This is a genomic window from Brevundimonas fontaquae (genome assembly GCF_017086445.1).
Lineage (GTDB): Bacteria > Pseudomonadota > Alphaproteobacteria > Caulobacterales > Caulobacteraceae > Brevundimonas > Brevundimonas fontaquae.
The window spans coordinates 148,670-173,158 of the sequence record NZ_CP070968.1; the positions used below are offsets into that span (position 1 = coordinate 148,670).

The 24,489-nt window shown below is 67.9% G+C and carries 22 protein-coding genes; 8 read left to right on the forward strand and 14 right to left on the reverse strand.

Translation table 11 applies throughout. The annotated features are described in order from the left end of the window. Positions 1-44: 44 nt before the first annotated feature. Positions 45-959: a hydroxymethylglutaryl-CoA lyase gene (locus JX001_RS00750; protein ID WP_205681905.1), complete on the reverse strand. Its 915-nt coding sequence runs from the start codon at positions 957-959 to the stop codon at positions 45-47. Next, positions 959-2,653, reverse strand: coding sequence for an ArnT family glycosyltransferase (locus tag JX001_RS00755; RefSeq protein WP_205681906.1), 1,695 nt, complete (start codon positions 2,651-2,653; stop codon positions 959-961). Before JX001_RS00755 ends, JX001_RS00750 begins: the two co-directional genes overlap by 1 nt. A gap of 76 nt (positions 2,654-2,729) precedes the next feature. Here JX001_RS00755 and JX001_RS00760 point away from each other — a divergent pair, with 76 nt between their 5' ends. Further along, positions 2,730-3,458 carry a glycosyltransferase family 2 protein gene (locus JX001_RS00760; RefSeq protein ID WP_205681907.1) on the forward strand — a complete coding sequence of 243 codons (729 nt, stop codon included), beginning with the start codon at positions 2,730-2,732 and terminating at the stop codon, positions 3,456-3,458. A 221-nt stretch (positions 3,459-3,679) separates the two neighbouring features. On the opposite strand, the gene groL is transcribed toward JX001_RS00760, so the two are convergent. Together groL and groES are read right to left on the reverse strand one after the other, a co-directional pair. Continuing rightward, complete coding sequence (groL, locus tag JX001_RS00765) at positions 3,680-5,326, reverse strand: chaperonin GroEL (protein WP_055754584.1); 1,647 nt, start codon at positions 5,324-5,326, stop codon at positions 3,680-3,682. A gap of 53 nt (positions 5,327-5,379) precedes the next feature. Next, a complete protein-coding gene (gene groES / locus JX001_RS00770; protein WP_055808823.1) occupies positions 5,380-5,667 on the reverse strand; it encodes a co-chaperone GroES in 288 nt (95 codons plus the stop codon). A gap of 298 nt (positions 5,668-5,965) precedes the next feature. Here groES and JX001_RS00775 point away from each other — a divergent pair, with 298 nt between their 5' ends. Then, positions 5,966-6,388, forward strand: a complete 423-nt coding sequence (locus JX001_RS00775; RefSeq protein ID WP_205681908.1) for a YMGG-like glycine zipper-containing protein — start codon at positions 5,966-5,968, stop codon at positions 6,386-6,388. A gap of 55 nt (positions 6,389-6,443) precedes the next feature. On the opposite strand, the gene pgi is transcribed toward JX001_RS00775, so the two are convergent. Beyond that, entirely contained in the window at positions 6,444-8,063 is a 1,620-nt protein-coding gene (gene pgi, locus JX001_RS00780; protein WP_205681909.1) for a glucose-6-phosphate isomerase, read from the reverse strand. A 99-nt stretch (positions 8,064-8,162) separates the two neighbouring features. Here pgi and JX001_RS00785 point away from each other — a divergent pair, with 99 nt between their 5' ends. Then, a complete protein-coding gene (locus tag JX001_RS00785; protein WP_205681910.1) occupies positions 8,163-8,639 on the forward strand; it encodes a hypothetical protein in 477 nt (158 codons plus the stop codon). A gap of 6 nt (positions 8,640-8,645) precedes the next feature. Here the strand turns inward: JX001_RS00785 and recQ are convergent, their stop codons facing one another. Continuing rightward, positions 8,646-10,523, reverse strand: coding sequence for a DNA helicase RecQ (gene recQ, locus JX001_RS00790; RefSeq protein ID WP_205681911.1), 1,878 nt, complete (start codon positions 10,521-10,523; stop codon positions 8,646-8,648). A gap of 84 nt (positions 10,524-10,607) precedes the next feature. Next, positions 10,608-11,585: a complex I NDUFA9 subunit family protein gene (locus tag JX001_RS00795; RefSeq protein WP_205681912.1), complete on the reverse strand. Its 978-nt coding sequence runs from the start codon at positions 11,583-11,585 to the stop codon at positions 10,608-10,610. Positions 11,586-11,700: 115 nt separating this feature from the next. On the opposite strand from JX001_RS00795, the gene JX001_RS00800 reads away from it, so the two are divergent. Next, on the forward strand, positions 11,701-12,132 hold the full coding sequence (locus tag JX001_RS00800) for a DUF488 domain-containing protein (RefSeq protein WP_205681913.1): 432 nt from the start codon (positions 11,701-11,703) through the stop codon (positions 12,130-12,132). A 2-nt stretch (positions 12,133-12,134) separates the two neighbouring features. Here JX001_RS00800 and JX001_RS00805 read toward each other — a convergent pair whose 3' ends face one another. Then, positions 12,135-14,087 carry a M1 family metallopeptidase gene (locus JX001_RS00805; protein WP_205681914.1) on the reverse strand — a complete coding sequence of 651 codons (1,953 nt, stop codon included), beginning with the start codon at positions 14,085-14,087 and terminating at the stop codon, positions 12,135-12,137. 62 nt (positions 14,088-14,149) lie between these two features. Further along, on the reverse strand, positions 14,150-15,400 hold the full coding sequence (locus tag JX001_RS00810; RefSeq protein WP_205681915.1) for a multidrug effflux MFS transporter: 1,251 nt from the start codon (positions 15,398-15,400) through the stop codon (positions 14,150-14,152). Positions 15,401-15,528: 128 nt separating this feature from the next. Here JX001_RS00810 and JX001_RS00815 point away from each other — a divergent pair, with 128 nt between their 5' ends. Beyond that, positions 15,529-16,974, forward strand: coding sequence for an AMP nucleosidase (locus tag JX001_RS00815; RefSeq protein ID WP_055754590.1), 1,446 nt, complete (start codon positions 15,529-15,531; stop codon positions 16,972-16,974). 158 nt (positions 16,975-17,132) lie between these two features. Here the strand turns inward: JX001_RS00815 and JX001_RS00820 are convergent, their stop codons facing one another. Both JX001_RS00820 and JX001_RS00825 read right to left on the reverse strand, forming a co-directional pair. After that, the gene (locus JX001_RS00820) at positions 17,133-17,984 is read right to left on the reverse strand and encodes a metallophosphoesterase family protein (protein ID WP_112862864.1); all 852 of its coding nucleotides are present in this window, start codon (positions 17,982-17,984) and stop codon (positions 17,133-17,135) included. Further along, positions 17,984-18,919 carry a diacylglycerol/lipid kinase family protein gene (locus tag JX001_RS00825; protein ID WP_205681916.1) on the reverse strand — a complete coding sequence of 312 codons (936 nt, stop codon included), beginning with the start codon at positions 18,917-18,919 and terminating at the stop codon, positions 17,984-17,986. Before JX001_RS00825 ends, JX001_RS00820 begins: the two co-directional genes overlap by 1 nt. Positions 18,920-19,061: 142 nt before the next feature. On the opposite strand from JX001_RS00825, the gene JX001_RS00830 reads away from it, so the two are divergent. From JX001_RS00830 to JX001_RS00840, 3 genes are all read left to right on the forward strand, one after another. Next, on the forward strand, positions 19,062-19,412 hold the full coding sequence (locus tag JX001_RS00830) for a YMGG-like glycine zipper-containing protein (RefSeq protein ID WP_205681917.1): 351 nt from the start codon (positions 19,062-19,064) through the stop codon (positions 19,410-19,412). 119 nt (positions 19,413-19,531) lie between these two features. After that, complete coding sequence (locus tag JX001_RS00835; RefSeq protein WP_205681918.1) at positions 19,532-19,972, forward strand: OmpA family protein; 441 nt, start codon at positions 19,532-19,534, stop codon at positions 19,970-19,972. A gap of 85 nt (positions 19,973-20,057) precedes the next feature. Continuing rightward, positions 20,058-22,232 carry a protein-disulfide reductase DsbD family protein gene (locus tag JX001_RS00840; protein WP_350354482.1) on the forward strand — a complete coding sequence of 725 codons (2,175 nt, stop codon included), beginning with the start codon at positions 20,058-20,060 and terminating at the stop codon, positions 22,230-22,232. Between the two features lie 3 nt (positions 22,233-22,235). On the opposite strand, the gene JX001_RS00845 is transcribed toward JX001_RS00840, so the two are convergent. From JX001_RS00845 to JX001_RS00855, 3 genes are read right to left on the reverse strand one after another with little or no spacing between them, the layout of a single operon-like run. Further along, entirely contained in the window at positions 22,236-23,138 is a 903-nt protein-coding gene (locus JX001_RS00845; protein ID WP_205681919.1) for an alpha/beta fold hydrolase, read from the reverse strand. Between the two features lie 48 nt (positions 23,139-23,186). Next, positions 23,187-23,975 carry an enoyl-CoA hydratase-related protein gene (locus JX001_RS00850; protein WP_205681920.1) on the reverse strand — a complete coding sequence of 263 codons (789 nt, stop codon included), beginning with the start codon at positions 23,973-23,975 and terminating at the stop codon, positions 23,187-23,189. Between the two features lie 59 nt (positions 23,976-24,034). Next, on the reverse strand, positions 24,035-24,478 hold the full coding sequence (locus JX001_RS00855) for a hypothetical protein (RefSeq protein ID WP_205681921.1): 444 nt from the start codon (positions 24,476-24,478) through the stop codon (positions 24,035-24,037). Positions 24,479-24,489: the final 11 nt, after the last annotated feature.

Consider the following 24,489-nt stretch of genomic DNA (forward strand, 5'->3'; position numbering starts at 1 on the left):
TTCACCCTGATTTAGCGCCGTTTTCGAAACGCCGCCACAAAGGTTCAAGCCCTGGGAAATCCGCCTGCCCGGCTGAGCGCCGACGGCGCCGGCCGGCCGATGGCCTCGCCGATCCAGCCCGCCGTCGCGATCAGGGCGTCCAGGTCATAGCCGGTCTCGAACCCGCCCCGCGCCAGCATATAGACCAGATCCTCGGTGGCGATGTTTCCCGTGGCGCCCGGCGCGAACGGGCAGCCGCCGATGCCGCCGACAGACGCGTCCAGCACGTCGATCCCGGCCTCGACGCCGGCATAGGCGTTGGCGAGGCCGGTGTTGCGGGTGTCGTGGAAATGTAGACGCAGGGTCGCGTCGGGCGCGGCCGCCCTGGCCGCCTCGACCTTTTTCGTCACCGCCCAGGGATCGCCCGCGCCGATGGTGTCGGCCAGACCGATCTCGCCCACGCCCATCTCGCCGATGGCGCCGACCATGTCCGCGACCTGGTCGACGGAAACCTCGCCCTCGAACGGACAGCCCCAGACGCAGGAGATCATGGCCGACAGCGACGGCGCGCCCTCACTGGCCTCGGCGTTGTGGCGGCGGGCGACGATCTCGCCCAGCATGGCCAGTTGATCCTTCACCGCCAGGCCCTGGTTCTTCAGGCCGAAGCCGTCGGTGGCCGCGACCGAGACATTGACCTCGTCCACCCCGGTCGCCAGCGCCCGGTCATAGCCCTTGCCGTTTAACACCAGGCCGATGCGGCTGCGCCCCGCTTCATGCGGCAGGGCGGCCATGACCTCCTCGGCGCCGGCCATCTGCGGCACGTATTTGGGATGGACGAAGGAGACGGCCTCGATCCGCTTCGCCCCCGCCTGCTCGAGCCGCCGCACCAGATCGGCGCGGACGGCGGGCTCAAGCACCACCTTTTCGTTCTGCAGCCCATCGCGCGGCCCGACTTCGACGATCTGGATGAAGCGGCCCATCACTCGACTCCCACTGGGGCGGCGCCGTTACCGTTCCCGTTTCGGGGCGGCGGCGCATAGACGGTCAGGCTGACCGGATCGCCTGCCGAATAGTTGTAGCCGTTGACCGTCCCGACCGCGCGACCGGACACGCCCAGACGCGCCGCAGCTGCACGGAAGGCGTCGGCGTCGCGTCCCTCGACGATGGCGGGCCGCCCCTCGGCCAGGGCCTCAGCCGCGCCCTGGGCGTCGGTCAGATCGGTGTCGCGCCCGGTCAGGAAGACGAAGCTGGGTTCATGGAAGCCGGTGATCGCCACCGGCCCCGGCGTGCGCCCCTGACGCGGGTGCAGGTCGGCCGCCTCCAGCGCCTTTTCCAGCTGGGGCGCGATGGCCAGGGGCCGCAGCTGGCGGATCGTGCCCGACAGGGCCGCGTGCGCCACGATCCCGAAGGCCAGCGAGGCGACCAGCGCTGCGACCGGCGCGCGGTTCAGCAGCAGGAAGCCCCCCATCGCCCCCGCCGCCAGCGCCATGACCACCGTCAGCGCCGCCCAGGTCTGGGCCGTCGAGGTGCCATAGACGGTCAGTCCATAAACGGTGATGCCGATGATCAGCAGGGCCGCGAACGCGCCCAGGACCGCCCCGGTGATGCGCGAAACCTTGCCGATGGGTTGGGCCAGGGCGGCGGCCGCCAACAGGGCCAGCGCCCCAAAGGTCGGCAGGGTGTAGTGCCACAGCTTGGTCGGCGCCAGTTCGAACATCAGCCAGCCAGGCACCAGCCAGCAGACCAGGAACCGGATCGCCGGCTCGGCCCGCCGGCTCCAGCCCGTCGAGACGGCCGCGGGCAACAGCAGGGTCGAGGGGAAGAACAGCAGGGGCGCCAGCAGCAGATACATGCCGGGGAAGCCCGAATGGCTCTCATGCGCGCCGGCGATCTTGGGCGCCAGGTCCCCGCCGATGGCCTCGCGCCAGAAACCGCCGTCGGTGGCGATGGTGATGGCGATCGCCCATGGTCCGACCATCAGGGCGACCAGCGGCAGGCCCCAACCCCAGCCGAGGCGATACAGCCATTTGATGTTCCGATCCCAGATCGACAGGGCGATGATCGCCAGGGCCACGACCAGGAACCCGATCGGTCCCTTGATCAGGATCGAAAGCCCGATCCCGATCCAGAACAGCAGCTTGTGCGGCCGGATCGGTCGTTCGCCCGCCTTCGTCGCCATATAGATGCGCGCCAGCGCCGCCATGGCCAGGGTGGTCGCGCCGCACAGCATGGCGTCGGTCTTGGCGATCCCGGCCTCGGTCGAAAGCAGGAAGGTCGCCCCCATGATGGCTCCGCCGAAGAAGCCGACCCGGCCGCCCAGCATGGCCGAGCCGGCCCAGGCCACGGCCCAGGCCGCCAGCATGGCGCCCAGCAGGGAGGGGATGCGATAGGGCGCGATTTCACGGTCCTCGACATCCGAGGTCAGACCCGCGGCGAGCGCCTGCATCCAGTAGATGCCGACCGGCTTCTTCCAGCGCGGCTCGTCCTGATAGCGGATGTCGACATAGTCGCCGCTTTCCAGCATCTGGGACGTCGCCTGGGCGAACCGGCTCTCGTCGCGATCCAGCGGCGGCAGCAGCAGCAGTCCCGGCAGGCCGGCGATCAACGTCAGCAGAGCCGCGAGAACCGGCCCGCGCCAGCCGGCGATGCGGCCATCCAGATCGAAAGTCTTCATTCCAGACTCCTTACACGGCGACCACGCCTGCGTCAGCCGTCTCCCCTAAGCTCTCGTTATCCTCTATGGAGCGCCGATGACCCCCGAAACGCCCGAAATCTCCGTCGTCGTTCCCGTCCATGACGAGGCGGGCGCCGCCGTGCCCCTGGCGCGCGAGATCGCCGCCGCCTTCGCCGGCCGTTCGTACGAGATGATCTTCGTGGACGATGCGTCCAGGGACGCGACCTTGGCCGAGCTGAAGGCCGCCATGGCCGAACTGCCGGCGCTCCGCGTGCTGGCTCACGGGACCAATGCGGGCCAGAGCCGCGCGGTCCGCACCGGCGTCCTGGCCGCGCGCGCGCCGGTCGTGGTGACGATGGACGGCGACGGCCAAAACCCGCCCGCCGATGCGCCTCGCCTGGTCGATGCGCTTCTGTCCGCCCCCGGCGACGTGGGCCTGGTCGGCGGCCGTCGCGCCAAGCGTCAGGACACCGAGGCCAAACGCCAGGCCTCGATCTGGGCCAACCGCATCCGCCGCAAACTGCTGGGTGACGACGCCGACGACACCGGCTGCGGGCTGAAGGCCTTCCGCCGCGACGTCTTCCTGCGCCTCCCCTACTTCGATCACATCCACCGCTACCTGCCGGCGCTGATGATCCGCGAGGGGTTCAAGAACCAGTATCTCGACGTGGACCACCGCCACCGCGAGGTCGGTCGGTCGAAATACACCAATTGGGGCCGACTGCGGGCGTCGGTCTCGGACCTCTTGGGCGTCATGTGGTTGAAGACACGGTCCCGTAAGCCGGGCGCGATTTCGGAGTTCTAGAACGCTGTCTCCTCCCCACCTCGTGGGGAGGTGGCGCGATGCCTCTTGCCGTCGTGACGGAGGGGTTATCTCTGCGTGCAGCAGATCGCTGTCGGGACTTCAAGAGCCTCCACCACGCTACGCGCGGTCCCCCTCCCCGCTTCGCAGCGAGGATACGCAAACAAAAAGGGCGGGACCTTGCGGCCCCGCCCTTCTGCATTTCAGCGTCGGTCAGCTTGGACTTAGAAGTCCATGCCGCCCATGCCGCCCATGCCGCCCATGTCGGGGGCCGAGGCGCCGCCCGACTTCTTGGGGGCGTCGGCGACGGCGGCTTCCGTCGTGATCAGGATGCCGGCCACCGAAGCGGCGTCTTGCAGGGCCGTGCGGACAACCTTGGCCGGGTCGATGACGCCCATCTGCACCAGGTCGCCGTACTCTTCGGTCTGGGCGTTGAAGCCGAACGAAGCGTCGCCGTTTTCCAGCACCTTGCCGACCACGATCGAGCCTTCGACGCCGGAGTTTTCAGCGATCTGACGGATCGGAGCCTGCAGGGCGCGACGGATGATCGCGATGCCGGCGTTCTGGTCGGCATTGTCGCCCTTGACGTCGGCCAGGATCTTGGAGGCCTTCAGCAGGGCGATGCCGCCGCCCGGAACGATGCCTTCGTCAGCCGCGGCGCGCGTGGCGTTCAGGGCGTCGTCGACGCGGTCCTTCTTTTCCTTCACTTCGACTTCGGTCGAACCGCCGACGCGGAGAACCGCGACGCCGCCGGCCAGCTTGGCCAGACGTTCCTGCAGCTTTTCCTTGTCGTAGTCGGAGGTGGTGTCTTCGATCTGGCGCTTGATCTGGGCCACGCGGGCTTCGATCTCGTCCTTGCCGCCGACGCCTTCGACGATGGTGGTGTCGTCCTTGGTGATGGTGACCTTCTTGGCCTTGCCGAGCATGTCGATGGTGACGCTCTCAAGCTTGATGCCCAGGTCTTCCGAGATGACCTGGCCGCCCGTCAGGATGGCGATGTCTTCCAGCATGGCCTTGCGGCGATCGCCGAAGCCCGGAGCCTTGACGGCGGCGACGCGCAGGCCGCCACGCAGCTTGTTGACGACCAGGGTCGCCAGGGCTTCGCCTTCAATGTCCTCGGCGATGATCAGCAGCGGACGGCCCGACTGCACCACGGCTTCCAGGATCGGCAGCATGGCTTGCAGCGAAGTCAGCTTCTTCTCGAACAGCAGGATGAGCGGCTCTTCGAGTTGGGCCTCCATCTTGTCGGCGTTGGTGATGAAGTAAGGCGACAGGTAGCCGCGGTCGAACTGCATGCCTTCGACGACGTCGACGGTGGTGTCGGCGGTCTTGGCTTCCTCGACGGTGATGACGCCCTCGTTGCCGACCTTGGCCATCGCCTGGGCGATCAGCTCACCGATTTCCGAGTCGCCGTTGGCCGATATGGTGCCGACCTGGGCGATTTCCGAGTTGTTCGAAACGGGCTTGGAGTTCGACTTGATCTCTTCCAGCACCAGGCCGACGGCCTTGTCGATGCCGCGCTTCAGATCCATCGGGTTCATGCCGGCGGCGACGGCCTTCAGGCCCTCTTGCACGATGGCCTGAGCCAGAACGGTTGCGGTGGTGGTGCCGTCGCCCGCCTTGTCGTTCGTCTTCGAAGCGACTTCGCGGATCATCTGGGCGCCCATGTTCTCGAAGGCGTCTTCCAGCTCGATCTCTTTGGCGACCGACACGCCGTCCTTGGTCGAGCGCGGAGCGCCGAAGGACTTCTGGATCACGACGTTGCGGCCCTTGGGACCCAGCGTCACCTTGACGGCGTTGGCGAGCACGTTGACGCCGCGCAGCATCTTGTCGCGCGCGTCGGTGTTGAAGTGTACGATTTTAGCGGCCATGCGGGCAGCTCCTATCTATATGGATTGATTGAAGAACGTCGGACGTCGGGTGCTTAGGACAGCACGCCCAGGACGTCGGATTCCTTCATGATGATCAGGTCTTCGCCGTCGATCTTCACTTCCGTGCCGGACCACTTGCCGAACAGGATGCGGTCGCCGGCCTTCAACTCCAGAGCATTGACCTTGCCAGTGTCGTCGCGGGCGCCAGGGCCGACGGAAACGACTTCGCCTTCCTGCGGCTTTTCCTTGGCGGTGTCGGGGATGATGATGCCACCCTTGGTCTTGGATTCTTCTTCAACGCGCTTGACCAGCACGCGGTCGCCGAGCGGACGGAACGCCATCGGACTTCTCCCTGTAAAACCCCCGGATCGGGGCGTTTTTGAAACGGTGTGCGGCGCTCTCGCGATCGCCGTTTTGGCAGCCGACCAGCGAGAGTGCTAACGCGAGCGGGAGTTAGGCAGAGGCAGGGTCATCGTCAAGCGGCGGCGGTGGATCGCCGCGCGAATTCTCTGTGACAAATGAACCGAAAATGAATGCCGACCTCCGGGGTCGTTCAAACTGGGAGCGATAGAACGGCCTCAACGCTGGATGCCTTCCCGCCCCGGAAACGCAGATCGGCACAGAACGAAGGAGACCGAAATGTCCAAGCTGCTGAAGATCACTGCGGTCGCCGCCGCCCCCGTCGTGGCCCTGAGCCTGATGGCCGCCCCGGCCTCGGCCCAGTCGCGCGATCGCGACAATACCAGCCGCAACGCCCTCATCGGCGCGGCTGTCGGCGGCTTGGCCGGCGCCCTCTACGGCAACGGGGACGGTCGCTACATCGCCGGCGGCGCCTTGGCCGGTGCGGCCGTCGGAGCCGTAGCCTCCTCGAACCGCGGCTCGGGCTGCGAATATTACCGCGGCGGCCAATGCTACCGTAACCAGGGTCACTGGGAGCGCGAGCACGGTATCGACCGCAGCCGCTCCGGCTACGACTACCGCTACGACGGCCGCCGTTACGACTCGCGCTATGATCGCCGTTATGATCGCGGTTACGGCAATCGCTACGATCGTCGCTGGTAAGCGGCGAGAGTCTGCAAAAGGAAAGGCCCGACCGCCCGGTCGGGCCTTTTTCGCATTAGCCCATCAGGCGTTTCATCAGCGCCGACGTGGACGGATCGAGGTCCGTCGTCGGGCCGCCCGCGTCCACGTCCTTCAGGATCGCCTTGGCCAGCACCTTGCCCAGTTCGACGCCCCATTGGTCGAAGCTGTTGATGTCCCAGATTACGCCCTCGACGAAGGTCTTGTGCTCATACAGGGCCAGCAGCGCGCCCAGGCTTTCGGGCGTCAGCCGCTCCATGACGATGGCCGTCGACGGACGGTTGCCGGTGAAGGTGCGGTGGGACGCCAGACGCGTCGCCTCTTCCTCCGACAATCCTTGCGCCAACCCTTCGGCCTTGGCCGCCTCGGTCGTCTTGCCCAGCATCAGGGCTTGGCCCTGGGCCAGGGCGTTAGACCACAAAGGCGCTTCTGGGGGCGACTCGGGCGCGTCCGCATGAGTCTTGGCCACGATCACGAACTCGGCCGGCACGGTCTGCGGCCCTTGGTGGATCTGCTGGAAGAAGGCGTGCTGACCGTTCGTGCCCGGCTCACCGAACACGACGGGGCAGGTCTGGCGCGTCACAGGGGTTCCGTCGCGATGCACCCGCTTGCCGTTCGACTCCATCTCCAGCTGTTGCAGGAAGGACGGCAGGCGGCGCAGGGCGTGGGCGTAGGGGGCGACGGTGCGGGCGGGCCGGTTCAGGCCATCGACGTTGAACACCTGCGCCAGGGCCAGCAGGATCGGCGCGTTCCGCTCCAGCGGGGCCGACACGAAGTGGTCGTCCATCGCGGCGGCGCCCGCCAGCATCCGTTCGAACACGTCCCAGCCCAGGGCGATGCCGCACGACAAGCTAACCGCCGACCACAGGGAATAGCGCCCGCCGACCCAGTCCCGGAAGCCGAAGGTCCGACCGCAGCCGAAGGCCGCCGCCTTCTCCGGCGCCGCCGTCACCCCGATGAAGTGTTTCGTCATCCCCTCGGCCGGCAGCGACGCCGCCAGCCAGGCCTTAGCCGCCTCGGCGTTGGCCAGGGTTTCCTGCGTCGTGAAGGTCTTGGACACGACCACCACCAGGGTGGTTTCAGGATCGAGGCCCGTCAGCGCCTCGGCCATGTCGCGCGGGTCGATATTGGCGACGAAGCGCAGGTCGATGGCCGGGTCCAGCGGGCGCAGCGCATCCCAGACCACGCGCGGCCCCAGGTCTGACCCGCCGATGCCGACATGAACGATCGCCTCGAACGTCTTGCCCGTCGCGCCCGCCTCGGCGCCCGACCGTACTGCATCGGCATAGGCCTTCATGTCCGCCCGCACGGCGTCCACCTCGGCCGAGACCGGCTCGCCCAAGGCCTTGAAATCGGCGCCCGCCGCAGCGCGCAGAGCGGGGTGCAGGACCGCCCGGCCCTCGGTCAGATTGACGGCCTCGCCGGCGAACAGGGCCGCGCGCCGTCCTTCGACGTCAGACGCCCGCGCCAAGTCCAGACAGGCGTCGAAGGCGGCCCTGGTCCAGCTCTGTTTCGACAGGTCGAGATAAAGGCCCGCCGCCTCGACCGACATCCGCGCCAGCCGGTCGGGATCGGCGGCGAACTGATCCACGATCCGCGCGGTGGCGGCCTCGGCGGCGGCTTGGTCAAAGGCGGTCCAGGCGGCGTCGCGGGTCATCGTCGTCTCCATCGGGAATGACAGGGTAAACACTCGTTTACGGCTCGGGCGTATTCAGGTTCAACGTCCCAGCGGACGCTGAAACAGGAAGTCACCTCAATGTCCTGCGGCCTTGCTCTAACGATCGCCCTGGCGATGTCCAATCCCTCGGTGGCCCTGGCCGCCGAACAGCCGGCCGCCGCGCCCGGCGCGCCGGTCTCGGTGGCGGGCGAGCCGCTGTTCGCCGACATCATCTCGCGCTCGGCCAGCCTGAAGGCCGTGGTCGACGGCTGGGCCGCCGCCAAGGCCGCCGACGACGCCGCCTTCTTCACCAGCCAGGCCTTCACCAGCTTCAAGGCCCAGGCCGAGCAGTTGGCCGCTCTGGACATGCAGGGCCACCTGATCCTGAAGGAACGCGGCACCGACGGCGATCTGAAATGCATCCTGCGCGGCATTTCCGAGGACATGCCCAAGAAGGTTCAGGCCGTTCAGGCCGCCGCCAACCCGGCCGAACGCGCTACAGCCCTGTCGGAACTGTCCTATCTGCTGAACGACAACGTCGAAGTCATCACCGCCCCGCCCAAGCCGGAAGTCTGACGCCTTCTAGAGGGAGGCCAACGCCTCCAGTACGCCCTTGCCGTAGCGATCCAGCTTGGACTGACCGACGCCGGAAATGGCGCCCAGACTGTTCAGGTCGCCCGGCTCGGCGTGGGCGATCTCCAGCAGCGTCCGGTCCTGGAAGATGACATAGGGCGGGACGTGCTGTTCCGAGGCGCGGTCGCGGCGCCAGGCGCGCAAGGCCTCGAACCGGGCGCGGACGTCCGCGTCCATCGTCTCCAGCGCCGCATTGCGCCCTTCGCCCGATCGGTCACGACGACGCGGGGCGGTATCGGCCCTCAGAGGCGCGCGACGCACCTCGATCTGGCGCTCGCCGCGATAGACGGCGCGCACCGCCTCGGAATCGCCCAGCCCCACCAGCGGCTTGCCGTCGTTGGGGTCCTCGGCCAGCAGACCTTCAAACAGCAGGTGATCGACGATTTCGCGCCAGCTGTTCAGCGAAATCTCGCGCCCGATGCCCCAGGTGGACAGTTGCTGCTCCCACGGCTGCACGTCCTTGGTGCGGGCGGTCAGGTGATCGACCACGCGATTGCGTCCGAACCGGCCGCCCAGCCGCTGCACCGCCGCCAACGCCTTCTGGGCCGGGACGGTCGCGTCATAAAGCTGGGGCGGGTCGCCGCAGATGTCGCAGACGCCGCAAGGCTGGGCGTCATGCTCGCCGAAATATCGCCGCACGGCCTGGGCGCGACAGACGGCGCCGTCCAGCATGGCGAACAGCTGGCGGGTCTTCCTGACCTGAACCGATTTGACCTCCTCGGCCATCGGGCGGCTGTCCAGCCGACGCAAGGACCAGGCGATGTCGGACGGCCCATACAGGGTGATGCCCTCGGCCGGCTCGCCGTCGCGACCGCCCCGGCCGATTTCCTGCCAATAGGCCTCCAGGCTGCCCGGCGGATCGGCGTGGATGACGAAGCGCACATCGGCCTTGTCGACGCCCATGCCGAAGGCGATGGTGGCGACCATCACGGCGCCCTCTTCGGCCAGGAAGCGTTCCAGCCGGCGGTCGCGCTCCTTCGTATCCATGCCGGCGTGATAGGCAATGGCGTTGGTCCCGGCGTCGCGCAGCGCCTGGGCCACGCGGTCGCAGCCGTCGCGGCTGCCGCAATAGACCACGCCCGACTTGCCCCGCCGTTCGCGCACCAGTTCGATGACCCGCGCATCGGTCTTGGCCCGAGACGCGCTCTCCTTGCGCTCGGCCGACAGTTGCAGGTTCGGACGCGCGAAACTGTCGACGAAGACCGTCGCCTCTTCCAGCCGCAGCGAACGCAGGATGTCGTCGCGGGTGCGGGCGTCGGCGGTGGCGGTGACGGCGATGCGCGGCACGTCGGGGAACCGCTCGGCCAGCAGACCCAGGTTGCGATAGTCGGGCCGGAAGTCGTGACCCCATTGCGAGACGCAGTGCGCCTCGTCGATAGCGATAAGGCTCAGCGGCAGTTCCGCAAGCCGGTCCATCATGGCGCCCGCCGCCAAGCCTTCGGGCGAGACATAAAGCAGATCCAGCTCCCCCGACCGCGCCGCCGCCCAGATAGCAGAACGCTCGTCCAGCGACACGCCGGAATCCAGCCGCGCCGCCGCGACGCCCTGCTGCTTCAACGCCTCGACCTGATCGGTCATCAAGGCGATCAGCGGCGACACCACCAGCCCCAGGCCGGGGCGCAGGATGGCCGGGATTTGATAGCAGACGCTCTTGCCGCCGCCGGTCGGCAGGACCGCCAGCACATCGCCGCCCAACAGGATCTGCTCGACCACCTGCCCCTGCAGCCCCCGGAAGTCGGCGTGACCCCAGACGCGCGCCAGCAGCGCCCGCGCGTCGTTCAGGTCAGGGGTATCGGTCGAGGAGAACTGGGGGCGCGTGGCCGGCATCCTTAAGCTGTGCACTCTTTGTTCCCGAACAGAAGACGCCGCCGGCCGCGAAGGCGACCGGCGGCGGCGTCATAGGGAAAGGGTTTAGTGGGCGGGCGCTTCGGCGAACTGGCCGCCGACGCGGTAGCGCCACAGATAGGACGGGGCGATCGCCGCCATGCCGGCCGGATGGTCGATGCCCAGATCGCTGAAGCCGAGCGCATCGGCGGCGACCACATTGTCCTTCTCCAGCATCAACACCTGATCGCGCGTCAGCGGCGGGGTCAGGCCGACGAACCGGCTCAGTTGCAGCAGCGAACCCAAGGGCTTGGCGACGATGAAGGGCACCGAAACCAGCATCCGGTCGCGGCCCGTCTCGCGACGCACCAGCTCCAGCACTTCCCGGAAGGTGTACAGGCTCGGCCCGCCCAGTTCGTAGGTGCGGCCGGCGGCGTCCGCGCGGGTCACGCCGCGCGCGATGGCCTCGGCGACATCGCCGACATAGACCGGCTGGAACCGGGTTTCTCCGCCGCCGATCAGCGGCAGGGCCGGCGCCATCGTCGCCATGGCGGCGAAGCGATTGAGGAAGCTGTCGCCCGCGCCGAACACCAGCGACGGACGCAGAATCACCGCGTCCGGATAGACGCCGCGCACGGCCGCCTCGGCCTGGGCCTTGGTGCGACCATAGGCCGAAGGGCTGGCGGCGTCGGCGCCGATGGCCGAGATCTGGACCAGGCGCTCAACGCCCGCCGCCTTGGCGGCCTTGGCGATGGTCCTGGCCGCCTCGGTGTGAACGGCGTCGAAGCCGCGCTTGCCGCCTGCGTCATGCAGCACGCCGACCAGATTCACGACGGCGTCCGCGCCGCGCACGGCCTGCGCCACATCCGTCGGGTTGGTGATGTCGCAGCGCATGAACTGGATCTGGCCGGGATCGCCCAGCGGCTGGATTTCGATCGCCAGGACCGGGTTGCGCACGGCGACCCGGATGCGCCAGCCGCGACGCGCCAGGGCGCGCACCGCCTGCGACCCGATAAAGCCCGAACCTCCGAAGAGGGTCACGACGCCGGGGGCGAGGTCAGCCATGGGGAAAGCTCCAGTCGAAATCCGTTTCGGCGGGATAGACGATAGGGCGCCGCACCGCAACGCGGGCCTTCACGGTCACGCTGGCGTTCGACGCGCGGCCGCCCATCTGAGGCGGATGAAGCTTTTCACCATTGGCTACGAGGGCGCGACCCAGGCCGACGTCATCGCGCGACTGAAGACGGCCGGCGTGCAGACACTGGTCGATGTCCGCGCGGTCGCCGCATCCCGCCGCGCCGGCTTTTCCAAGACGATCCTGGGCGAGAGCCTGAAGGCCGAAGGGATCGACTATGTCCATCTGCGCGGGCTGGGCACGCCCAAGGCGGGACGTGACGCGGCGCGTAAGGGCCGTGTCGATGAGATGCGCGCCATCTTCGCCGAACACCTGGCCGAACCCCAGGCGCAGATCGAGTACGAGCGGCTGAAGGCGCTGGCGGTCGACAAACCCGTCGCCCTGCTATGCTTTGAGGCCGACCACGCCGGCTGCCACCGCGCCGTCCTGGCGGAACGACTGTCGGAGGAAACCGGCGTGGCGGTCGTGGACCTCTAGCCTTACGGCCGTCCGACCAGCTGATCGACCGAACCGCTGGTGACCGGGTGATACAGCGGCCGGGCCTCGGCGTAGATGCGCCGCGCGTTGCTGCGACCCCAGTCGCCCTCGTTCCACAGGGTCTGGAACAGCGGCAGGACGAACTTGCGACGGCCCTGGCTGGTCAGGAACTTCTCGGCCGTGGCGACCGACGGCTGATAGCGATGAGCCAGGGCGATCTGCAGCCAGGCGAAAGTCAGTTCGGCGTTGCCTTCGTTCGCCAGGTTCAGCGTGCGCTCCAGATCGGCCAACTGCGCAGTCGTCAGCCAGTCGGCGCCTGTCCGCAGACCCTCGGGCCGCCAGCCCAGGAAGCGCTGGCGCTGCTGGGTGTTCCAGTCCGCCCACGGAATGGCCGAGGCCGGTCCCTTGTCCTTGAAGAAGGCGACGGCGGCCGCATCCACCGGCTCGAAGGCATGAGACACCGGCGCGACGGCGTTGGACGGCAGGCCGGGCTGATAGACCCACGCGTCCATCTGCAACTGGCTTTCCAGCCCCGCGTCGCCCTTGATCAGGTTGTCGCGAATATCCTGAAGGAACATGGCCGTCGTCATCGGGCGATAGGCGTTGCGGTCGAAATAGCCGCGCAGCCAGGCGTCGAACCGATCGCGCCCGACGGTGCGTTCGATGGTCCGCAGGAACAGGGCGCCCTTTTCATAGGCGATGTCGTTCATGCCGTCGTCGGGATCGCGGCCCTTCAGGTCCAGATGCAGGCGGGTGTCCGCCGCCGGCAGAGACTTCAGCGTGTCCTGAAGGCTGTCCCAGCCCAGCACCTGCTCCTGCATGGCGCGGTCATGGCCATAGACCGACTCCATGATCCGGTTCTCGAAATAGACGGTGAAGCCCTCGTTCAGCCAGAAGTCGTTCCAGGTCGCATTGGTGACCAGATTGCCCGACCAGGAGTGCGCCAGTTCGTGCGCGACCAGCGACACCAGCGAGCGATCGCCGGCGATGATGGTCGGCGTGGCGAAGGTCAGTTTCGGATTTTCCATCCCGCCGAACGGGAAGGAGGGCGGCAGGACCAACAGGTCGTAGCGGCCCCAGCGATAGGGGCCGTACAGCTTCTCGGCCGCCGTCACCATCTGGGCGGTCGGTTCCAGTTCCCATTGGGCGGCGCGCAGGCGGCTGGGCTCGGTCCAGACCCCGGTGCGGCCGTCGAACGGTGCAAAGGCGATGTCGCCGACGCCCAGCGCGATCAGATAGGGCGGGATCGGATTGTCCATCCGGAAGCGCCACGTCTTCATACCGTTTGCGGCCCGCTCGCCGTTCGGCGTCAGGTGATCGGCGCTCATGACCACCGTCAGGTCTTCGGGCGCGGTGATGCGGGCCGAATAGGTCTGGCGGATGCCGGGGCTGTCCTGGGTCGGCACCCAGGTGCGGGTCAGGATCGCCTGGCCCTGGCTGAACAGATAGGGCTTCTGTCCGCCCGCCGTCTGGCTGGGGCTCAGCCATTGCAGCGCCGCCGCGTTCGGGCGGGTCGAATAGCGGATGGTGATCTTGCGCCGCTCATTGGCGGCGAAGGCCGGGAAATAGACCGTCAGCGGCTGTCCCAGGACGGCGTCATTGTCGCCGACGACATAGCGCAGCGGCTGGCCCGCCGCGTCGCGCACGTCCTGAATGTCCAGGTCGCGGATATCCAGCACGATCTCGTTGGCGCCCGGGATCGCCAGGATGTCCAGGGTCGCCGTGCCCGCCAGGGTCTTGGCGTTGAAGTCGGCGGTCAGGTCCAGAGCCACATCGACGACGCGGGCGATCTCGGGCCGGGCGTGGGTGTGGACGTCCACCGCTTCGGGACCGGGCGCCGGGGCGATGGCGGGCGGGGTCATGGCCGACCCTCCCGTCGTGGTAGAGCAGGCGCTCAGACCCATGGCGGCGGCCAGGGCGAGGGCGGAGACGAGACCGAGCGCTTTCAGCGTCATCGAGGTTTTCCTGGGCTGATCTTGACGATTGGCCCGGAGAACGCGCGGAAACGCGAAAAAGATCAAGCCTTGGCGGCGACCGGCGCGTGATGAGCCCGGAACAGCCGCCCCCGCTCGGCGAACAGCACCCAGCCCAAGGCGATCAAACCAAAGACGGTGAAGCCGACCGACATCGGAATGGTCGTGCCGTTGAACTGTTGGCCCACCGCAAAGCCCAGCAGCGAGCCGACGATGGTGGAGATGAAGCCCTGGATCGAGGCCGCCGTGCCCGCGATCTTGCCCATCGTCTCCATGGCCATCGATCCGAAATTGCCCGCGATCAGGCCGAAACAGAACATGGTCAGGGTCTGCAGCACCGCAAAGGTCCAGATCGATTCATGACCGCTGATCGCCACCCCCGCATGGATGGCGGCGATGCTGGTGAAGCCGATCAGGGCGGTGTGCGAAATCTTGCGCGAACCCAGCCTCACCACCAGACGCGCATTGACAATCGAGGCCACGGCGATGCCGCCCGCGATCAACGCGAACACCGCCGGAAACGCCGCCTCGGCGTGGAAGACGTCGGCGAAGATCTGCTGCGACGAGTTGATGAAGCCGAACAGGGCCCCGGTGATCGCCGTCATGGCCAGGGTGTAGCCGACGGCCGTGCGGTCGGTCAGGGCGATCTTGTAGGCCGAGGCCAGGCGTTTGACCTGGATCGGCAGGCGATCCTCGGGCTTCAGCGTCTCGGGCAGACGCAAAGACGCCCAGACGATCAGGCCGACCCCGATCAGGCCCAGCCCGGCGAAGATCCAGCGCCACGGCCCGACCAGCATGATCATCTGACCCAGCGACGGCGCCAGGATCGGCACGCCCAGGAAGACCAGGAAGCTGAACGACATGACCCGCGCCATGGTGCGCCCCTCATACCGGTCGCGCACGATGGAGACGGCCAGCACGCGGGTGCAGGCGCTGCCCAGACCCTGGCCGACGCGGGCCATGATCAGCGTCTCAAAGGTCGGCGCAAGGGTCGCCAGCAGGCTGAACATCACATAGACGCCGACGCCGAACAGCAGGACAGGCTTTCGCCCGAACCGATCCGCCAACGGACCGTAGAACAGCTGCGCCCCGCCGAAGCCCAGCAGATAGGCCGTCACCACCCATTGTCGGTCGTTGTCGGTCGCCACGTTCAGGTCGGCGCCGATGTGCGGCAGGGCCGGCAGCATGGAATCGATCGCCAGCGCATTCAGCGCCATCATCAGGGCGATGAGGCAGACGAACTCGACGAAGCCGAGCTCCTTCTTGGCGGGCGCTGACGCAAGGGAAGAAGACATTCGGGCCAGATGCGCCGTCACGCCCCGATCCGCAACCGCACGTCCGTCATAAATTGCTGCAATGCAGCGAAATCGGGTTTGAACGGGCGACGCCTCGCCAAAGCCGCGAAGCTTCGCTAGAGGAAGTCATGACAGAACAGATGACAGCACAGGCGGCGCTGGACCGCCTCGAAACCCTCTACACCCAATCCGTGACCAACCTGCGCGACGCCGTGCGGGATTTCGTCAATACCGGCGCGCGGCCCGATCCGGTCAAACGCGCCGAAGGGGTGTTCGCCTATCCCGAACTTCGCATCCGCTGGGACGGGGATCGCCCCCAGGACCTGGAGCCGCGCGCCTACGCCCGGCTGTCGAGACAGGGCAGCTATTCGACCACGATCACGCGGCCCGACCTTTTCCGCCCCTATCTGACCGAACAGCTGGGCCTGCTGGAGCAGGAATATAATGCGACCTTCGAGGTCGGCCTGTCCCGCCAGGAGATCCCCTTCCCCTATGTGACCGACGGGCTGGAGGTCGCGCTGGACCGGTCGATGACGGCGGCTCTTGCGCGCTGGTTCCCCACTACGGACCTGGCCCATATCGGCGACGAGATCGCCGACGGCCTGTTCGAAATGGGCGGCGACTTCCCCCTGTCGCACTTCGACGGCCTGCGGACCGACTTTTCGCTGGCGCGGCTGAAACACTACACCGGCACGCCGGTGGACGACGTTCAGTCCTATGTCCTGTTCACCAACTACAATCGCTATGTCGATGAGTTCGTGCGTTGGGCCATCGAGCAGCTTCGGACGCCCGGTTCGCCGTATCAGACCCTGTCCTGCGCCGGCGGCGTGGTGATCACCCGCGATACGCCCAACCCCGAGGCGGCGATCAGCGACACGGCCTGGAAGAAGCACCAGATGCCGGCCTATCACCTGACCGCGCCGGGCCATAAGGGCGTGACCCTGGTCAACATCGGCGTCGGCCCGTCCAACGCCAAGACGATCACGGATCACCTGGCGGTCACCCGTCCGCATGTCTGGCTGATGATCGGTCACTGCGGGGGCCTGCGCGCCAGTCAGACCATCGGCGACTATGTGCTGGCCCACGCCTATCTGCGCGACGATCACGTGCTGGACGCGGTGCTGCCGCCCGACATTCCGATCCCGTCGATCGCCGAGGTTCAGCGCGCGCTCTATGACGCCACCAAGTCGGTCAGCGGCATGCCGGGCGACGAGGTCAAACTTCGCCTGCGCACCGGCACCGTTGTCACCACCGACGACCGGAACTGGGAGCTGCGCTATTCCAAGTCGGCCCTGCGCTTCAACCAGTCCAGAGCCGTCGCCATCGACATGGAAAGCGCCACCATCGCGGCCCAGGGCTATCGCTTCCGCGTACCCTACGGGACGCTGCTTTGCGTGTCGGACAAGCCGCTGCACGGCGAGATCAAACTGCCGGGTCAGGCCAACCGCTTCTACGAAGGCTCGATCTCCGAACACCTGCAGATCGGCATCCAGGCGGTCGACCTGATGCGCAGCGAAGGCTCCAAGCTGCACTCGCGCAAACTGCGCGCCTTCGACGAGCCGCCGTTCCGGTGATCCCGGCCGTCTCCTCCCCACAGCGTGGGGAGGGGGACCGCGCGAAGCGGGGTGGAGGGGTTCTTAACGTCGCACCGGCGCTGCGATGCAGCAAGAAACCCCTCCGTCTCTCCGCTACGCTTCGAGCCACCTCCCCATGAAATGGGGAGGAGACAGGCTCAGACCGCCGCCTTCTCCAGCGCGCCGGGCTCGACCGGGCTGGGCGCGGTGGTCGCCTTGCGGGTGTCCTGACGGCGCGGCAGTCGCCACACCTGATGCGAGCGATAGCTCGTTCCATCCCAGGCCAGGGCCGTGACGGTGATCGTCTTGGCGTCCCAGTCGATCTGGTTGAAGCCAGGCGGCGCGCCGCGCTCGCGATGCGACAGCGTCCCGCAGCCGACGGCGTAGGAGCAGCGATCCGCCAGCGGGATCGGCATGGCGAACGGCACATGGACGTGGCCGGTCATGATCAGATCGACCCCCGCCTCGGCGAAGATCAGGGCCGCCTCGTCGCCGCGCTTGACGTCGCCGGTCATCGGCGTGCCGACCATCTCGATCAACGGATGGTGACAGGCCAGGATCCGCAGCGCGCCGATCGGCGCCTGACGCAGGGCCTCCGCCGCGCGCCGCGTCTGGTCCAGGTCGATGACCCCCTTCGACCAGTTGGGGCGCGCCTGCCAGCCGCGCGCGGTGACGACGCCGCGCACCATGACCGTGTCGCTGCGGAATTGGCCGTCGTGGGCGGGAAACCCGGTCTCGGTCTCGAAGGCGCGCCAGGGATGAAAGACCCGCGCGACGGCGTCCCAATAGGGCACGTCATGATTGCCCACGATAACAAAGCGCGGCTCGGGCATGGCCCGCATCCATTCGCCCGCCGCCTTGAACTCGTCGGGGAAACCCTTTTGCGTGATGTCGCCGGTGATCAGCACCAGATCGTTGGGCGTCGCGTGGGCGTATTCCAGAGCGGCCGCGCAGGCGCGCTTGTGCTCGCAGCCGAAATGAACGTCAGAGAACTGAAGAACGCGGCCCATCAGATACTGTCCTCGGCTGACGGCGGCTTGGGCGCCAGCGCCTTGAAAGCCTTGGGCACGAAGCGGATCACGGCCTCGGGCTTCAGCAGCAGCGGCTCGCCGTCGATGACAGCCGGGATCTTGGAACGCGCGCGCACCTCGATCCGCTTGGCCGGTCGGGTCGAGACGGCCGGATCGTGGCGCCAATCGCTGAACAGGGCGGTCGCGGCCAGGCGGAAGGCCTGGGTCGCATCGCTGGGGTCCATGGCGGCCGCTTCCAGTCCGATGGGGTCCTCCATCGCCTTGGAGATCATCGGGCTGATCAGCACCAGCGCCTCGGTGCGGCGTTTTTCTCCGCCGTCCAGGGCGAAGCGCAGGCGCCCCGAAAAGGCGCGCTTCAGGGCGCGACGGCCGTATTGCCAGGCCAGTTTGATCTTGCCGGTCCGCATCGCCTCGCGCGCCGGCGCCCACAGGGCCGGCGATCCCAGAATGGCGGCGCAGTAGAAATATTCGCCCTCAACCTCGCCGCCTGACACGGCCTGGGGCTCGCCCTCCTCCAGCGCCCGCTTCAGCGCCAGCTTCCAGTCGGCGGTGCCGTAAAGCGCCTTGGGCAACATGTTCATCGTACCGCCGGGCAGGGGCGCGATCATCGGACCATCCGGCTTGGCCTTCGACGCCACCGAGCGCGCCGTGCCGTCGCCGGCCAGAACGAAGATTACGTCCGGCTTGGCGGCGAAGGCGTCGGCGATGATCTGGTCGAAGTTGCCCCCTTCGAACGACACGACCTCGGCCCTGAGGTCATACTGCCCCAACAGGGCTTCGGCCTCGCCGGCGGCGCGTGGACCGACGCTGCCTGACAGCGGATTGACCAGCATCACGGCGTGCCGGATCTGCGCGTGGGGCGTCAACGCAGGCTGGTCGTCTGCGTCGGAGGGGGGTTGGGCGACATCGGTCATGGCGGCCGAACGCCTCGCGGGCGCCGTCGTTCCGCCCAAGCGTCACCATAGTTTCAGACCCAGCTTGTCTGTGCGGAACCTATGCCGCGAGGACACGTTTGCTGCCCACAGGGGCCAACACCCAGGGACAAAGGAATTCATCATGAAAAAGGCGATTATCGCGATTGCCGGCGCCGGCCTGCTGGCTTCGGCCTGCGCCAGCGACCCGTACGGCTATAACAACGGCACGAACGAAACTGTCCGCCAGGGCGCCATCGGCGCCGGCCTGGGCGCCGTCGCCGGCGCCATCATCGGCAACAACGTCGGCGGCGGCAACGCTGCGACCGGCGCCCTGATCGGCGGCGCCCTGGGCGGCACCGCCGGCGCCATCCGCGGCTCGAACCAGGACCGCAACAACCAGCAGCGCTACCGCGACAATCAAGGCCGTTACTACTACTGCTACGATAATCGCCAGGACGAGTGCTACTGGGACAACGGTCAGCGCCGTTATTGATCAGTGATCAAATGCCGGTCGCGAAGGTCCGCGACCGGCGCTAGGTTGAAGAGGCGGCCTGTCGGACGACGGGCCGCCTCTTTTGCGTAATGGGCCGGCCGAGCCGGAGGAGGGCTGAGATGAAGCGATCGATGGGTCTGGCTGTGGCGGCCGTGGGAATTCTGGCGGCGTGCGCGCCGATGCCCAAGCGCGAAGCGCTGGTGGTGGGCGAATCGCTGTGCGCGCCGGGGCGTTTCGATGTCTATTTCCTGGAGAACCAGGCGCGGCTGACGGAGCCGGCGGCGATGGTGCTGCACGCGGCGGCCGAGAAGGCCAAGGATTGCGACGTGCGCAAGGTGCGCGTGGTGGGCCTGGCCGACGCCACGGGAACGCCTGAAGCCAATCTGAACCTGTCGCAGCGGCGCGCACAGACGGTGGTTGCGGCGCTGACCCAGGCGGGCCTGCCGGCGCCGATCTTTGAGATGAACGCCGCAGGCGATGCGGGAGCCACGACCGCAGCCGGCAATGACGAACCGCTGCGGCGCCGTGCGGAAGTGATCTACGAGGCCTATCCGCGCTGATCGACGCGGGGGCGGGCGCAGCGATGGCGCGGGGACGCGTGACGCATTAGGTTGCGGCGCTCCCCTCGCCTGTCGGAACACGCGTTTGCGCCTCTTTGCTCTTCTCCTCGGCCTGCTGATTAGTTTGACGGGCGTTTCGGCGACCGTCGCCCAGCCGGTGCAGAGCCAACCCACGGGCGTCGTCGCCTTCGGGCCGCAGCGGACCGAACGGATCGAGGCCGAATTGGTCCCGATGTCGCAATGGGTCGCGCCTGGTTCGACGACCGTGGTGGCGGTGCGCCAGAAGATCGCGCCCGGCTGGCACACCTATTGGCGCAATCCCGGCGACAGCGGCGGTGCGACCAGCCTGATCTGGACCCTGCCCGCCGGGGTGACCGCCGAGCCGATCCTGTGGCCCCTGCCCAGCCGCCAGCGGCTGATGAGCCTTATGAACTATGGCTATTCGGGCGCGGTGCTCTTGCCCGTGCCGATCCATGTGCCGCCGACGGCGCGGCCGGGCGAAGTGCTGACCCTGACGACGGACGCGATGTTCCTGGTGTGCAGCGACCGTGAGTGCGTGCCCGAGCCGATGCCCCTGTCGCTGGCCCTGCCGGTGCGCGAGGGCGCAGCGCCCTTGGCCAAACCCTGGGGCGAGGAGATCGAGCGGCTGGTCGAAACCGCGCCGCGCCCGGCCGGGATCGAGGCGCGCGTCACGCGTCAGGGCGGCCAGCTGATTCTGACCGCCACCGGCGGGCCGCTCTCTGGTGACCAGGCGGGCGCCGACATCGGCCAAGTCTATTTCTATCCTTTCGACGGCGGGCGGATCGACCATGCGGCGGCCCAGTCGGGCCAGCGGGGGTCCAACGGCCTGACCCTGACGCTGACGGCCGGCAAGGATGCCACGCAGACGGCGCTGAGCGGGGTCCTGGCGACCGACAAGGGCGCGTGGGAGATCACGGCGGAGCCGGGCGTGCCTCTGGCGGGCGCCCAAGGCGGCGGGGCGCTGAAGCCGCTGGACGAAACCACGGCGACGCCGGCGAAGACCGGCGCTCTGGTCTTTCTTCAGGCGCTGGGCCTTGCGCTATTGGGCGGGCTGGTGCTGAACCTGATGCCGTGCGTCTTCCCGGTTCTGGCGATGAAGGCGGCGTCGCTTTCGGCGGCGGCGCATGATCCGGCGCGGGCGCGGCGCGACGGCCTGGCCTTCACAGCCGGGGTGCTGGTCAGCTTCCTGGTTCTGGCTGGCGTTCTGCTGGCGCTAAGGGGGGCGGGTCAGGCGATCGGCTGGGGGTTCCAGCTTCAGTCGCCGGGCGTGGTCGCGGCTCTGGCCCTGGTCATGCTGCTGGTCGGGCTGAACCTGTCGGGCGTCTTCCATGTGGGCGCCGGATTGCAGAACGCGGGGTCCGGCCCCCTGTCGCGCCTGCCCGGATCGGCGGGCGCCTTCTTCACCGGGGTGCTGGCCGTGGTCGTTGCAGCGCCCTGCACCGCGCCCTTCATGGCCGCAGCGCTCGGCGCGGCCCTGGTCCTGTCCTGGCCGATGGCGCTGGCCGTGTTCCTGATGCTGGGGCTGGGTCTGGCCCTGCCCTATCTGGCGATCAGCCTGTCGCCCGGCCTGCTGTCGCGCTTGCCGCGACCGGGCGTCTGGATGGAGCGGCTGAAGGGTCTGCTGGCCTTTCCCATGTATGGGGCGGCGCTGTGGCTGTTGTGGGTGTTCACGCGACAGGGCGGCGTCGACGCCTTGGGGCTGCTGCTGACGGCGGCGCTGCTGCTGGCCCTGACGGCCTGGCTGACAGGCCTGGCGCAAGCGGCGCGCCAGCGTGATGAACGTCCGATCCTGACCACGATCTGCGCGATCGTCGTCGGCGTTCTGGCGCTGGGCCTAGCAGGCGTTGCGGCCGGCGCAGCGCGGGATGCGGACGCCGCGCCGCAAGGCGACATCGGCTTGCTGGCGGCCCAGCCCTGGTCGGCGGCGGCGGTGAAGGCAGCGACCGCGTCCGGGCGCCCCGTGCTGGTCAATCTGACCGCCGACTGGTGCGTGACCTGCAAGATCAACGAACGCGCGGCCCTGTCTTCGCCTCGTGTCACCAAGGCGATGCGCGAAGCGAACGCCGCCTATCTGGTCGGCGACTGGACCCGGCGCGACGACGCCATCACGCGTGAGCTTCAGGCGCATGGGCGCTCGGGCGTGCCCCTGTATCTGCTTTATCGACCGGGTCGGGCCGAGCCGGAAATCCTGCCGCAACTGCTGACCGAGGGCGTGGTCGTGGATGCGCTGAAGGATTGAGCGTCAGCTCAGGAACCGCTGCACCGCCGCCAGGAACCGCTGCGGCTGTTGGATCATCACCTGGTGTTCGGCGCCTTCGATCCGCTCGAACCGGGCCGTGCGCGGCAAGCCTTCGAAGCCGTAGCGATACAGCCCCTCCAACCGGTTGCGGGGCGCGTCGGGATCGCGGGTCCAGCCATAGACGACAGTAACCGGGGCGGTGATCTGCGACAGGCGGGGCCGCAGATCGACGGTCAGGGCCTCATACAGACCCTGGGCCAGGACGCGCCGGTCGCCGCCCTGAAGCCCTAGCCCCTGGAACACCATGTCGCCGGCCAGCCCCATGTCCACGCCAAAGGCCGCGACCTGCGACTTCAGCGCCTGATCCCCGAACAGGAGCAGGGCCTGATAGCCCAGCCGGGCCAGGGGTTCGACCTGATCCGAAGTGGTGCGCGCGTCGATCAGGGACGGGAAGAAGGGGGAGGAATCGACCACCATGACGCGGCCGATCCGGTCGCCCATATCGGCGGCGACGCGCAGGGCGATCTGTCCGCCCAGCGAATGGCCGATCACGGCGGGACGGTCGATGCGCTGCTCGCGGACGTAGCGTTCGATCTCGCTGGCGGCGGGGCCGGCCAGACCGCCGCTGACATTGTCGCCGATCTGGGTCTCGCCAAAGCCGCGCAGGGTGACCAGATGCACCCGGTAACGGTCATCGAGCCGATCCGCCGTCGAACGCCAGGCCGAGCCGGTCGAGCCCAGGCCGGGGATGAAGATGATGTCCGCCCCCCGCCCGCGCGTCTCGACGATGATGCGGCTGGAGCTGAAGGCCGGAGCCTGAGCTTGGGTCTGGGATTGGGCCTGGACGGCGACCGGGGCGAGGACGAACAGGGTCGCAAGGAGCGAGGCGAAAAGGCGGATCATCATCCGCCCCTAACGCCCGATCACGGCGATCGGTTGACGCGTGCGTGCGACCTATCGCCCCTTGAACTCGGGTTTGCGCTTTTCGACGAAGGCGGACATGCCCTCCTTCTGGTCCTCGAAGGCGAACAGGGAGTGGAACAGGCGGCGTTCGAACTGGACGCCTTGGGTCAGGGTCGTCTCCAGCGCGGCGTTGACCATCTCCTTGTTGGCCATGATCGCCAGCGGGCTTTGCGAAGCGATCTTGGCGGCGATCTTGCGGGTTTCATCCAGCAGGGTGTCGTGCGGGAAGACACGCGAGGCGAGGCCCGACGCTAAAGCCTCCGCCGCATTCATCATCCGGGCGGTCAGGACCATGTCCATGGCCTTGGACTTGCCCACCAGACGGGTCAGGCGCTGGGAGCCGCCGATGCCCGGCGCGACGCCCAGGTTGATCTCGGGCTGGCCGAACTTCGCCCTGTCCGAGGCGACGATGAAGTCGCACAGCATGGCCAGTTCGCAGCCCCCGCCAAGGGCGAATCCGTTGACCGCGGCGATGATCGGCTTTCTGAACCGGGTGATGCGGTCGTGGCCGAGGGCGAAATAGTTGCCCGTGTACATCTGGGCATAGGTCTGGTCCGCCATCTCCTTGATGTCGGCGCCGGCGGCGAAGGCCTTTTCGCCCGAGCCGGTCAGGATCAGGCAGCGCACGCTGTCGTCCTGTTCGACGCTGTCGAGGAAGTCGGCCAGATCCTTGAACAGGGCCGAGTTCAGGGCGTTCAGCGCCTCGGGCCGGTTCAGGGTCACCACCGCATAGCCGTCGGCGTGGCGTTCGATCAGCAGGTTGGAATAGGCGTCGGCCATGGTCGGTCTCCTTTGACGGCGGTCATACAGGCGCGAGGCGGGGCCCGCTAGCGCAGCCGCTATCGTCGAGGCATCAGCGCCAGGGTCAGGGCGGCGCGCGCCAGTTCGACCACGACCACCATGCCCAGCAGAAGATTGGCGGCGATGACCTGACCCCGCGCGCCCGACAGGTCCAAGGTCCAGCCGAAGACGGACGACAGGGCGAGCATCAGCGCCGAGATCAGCACCAGGCCGACCAGCAGCATCAGGGCGACGTGACCCGCCTTCAGCGCCGCCTGAAGCGTCGGCCCCTCGTCCAGCACGCGCGCGCGGCGGCGGAACAACCGGGCGATCAGGCCGGTGGCGGCGGCCTCGGCGACGGCGGCGACGACCAGCGCGGCGACGAACCACCAGATAAGGTCGCCGAAGTCGCCGTCGCGCAGGCCCTGGACGAAGTGGACGAAATAGGCGCCCCAGACCAGGACGCCGACGATCAGACTGATCCACAGGTGGATTTTGCGCATGGGTCGGACCT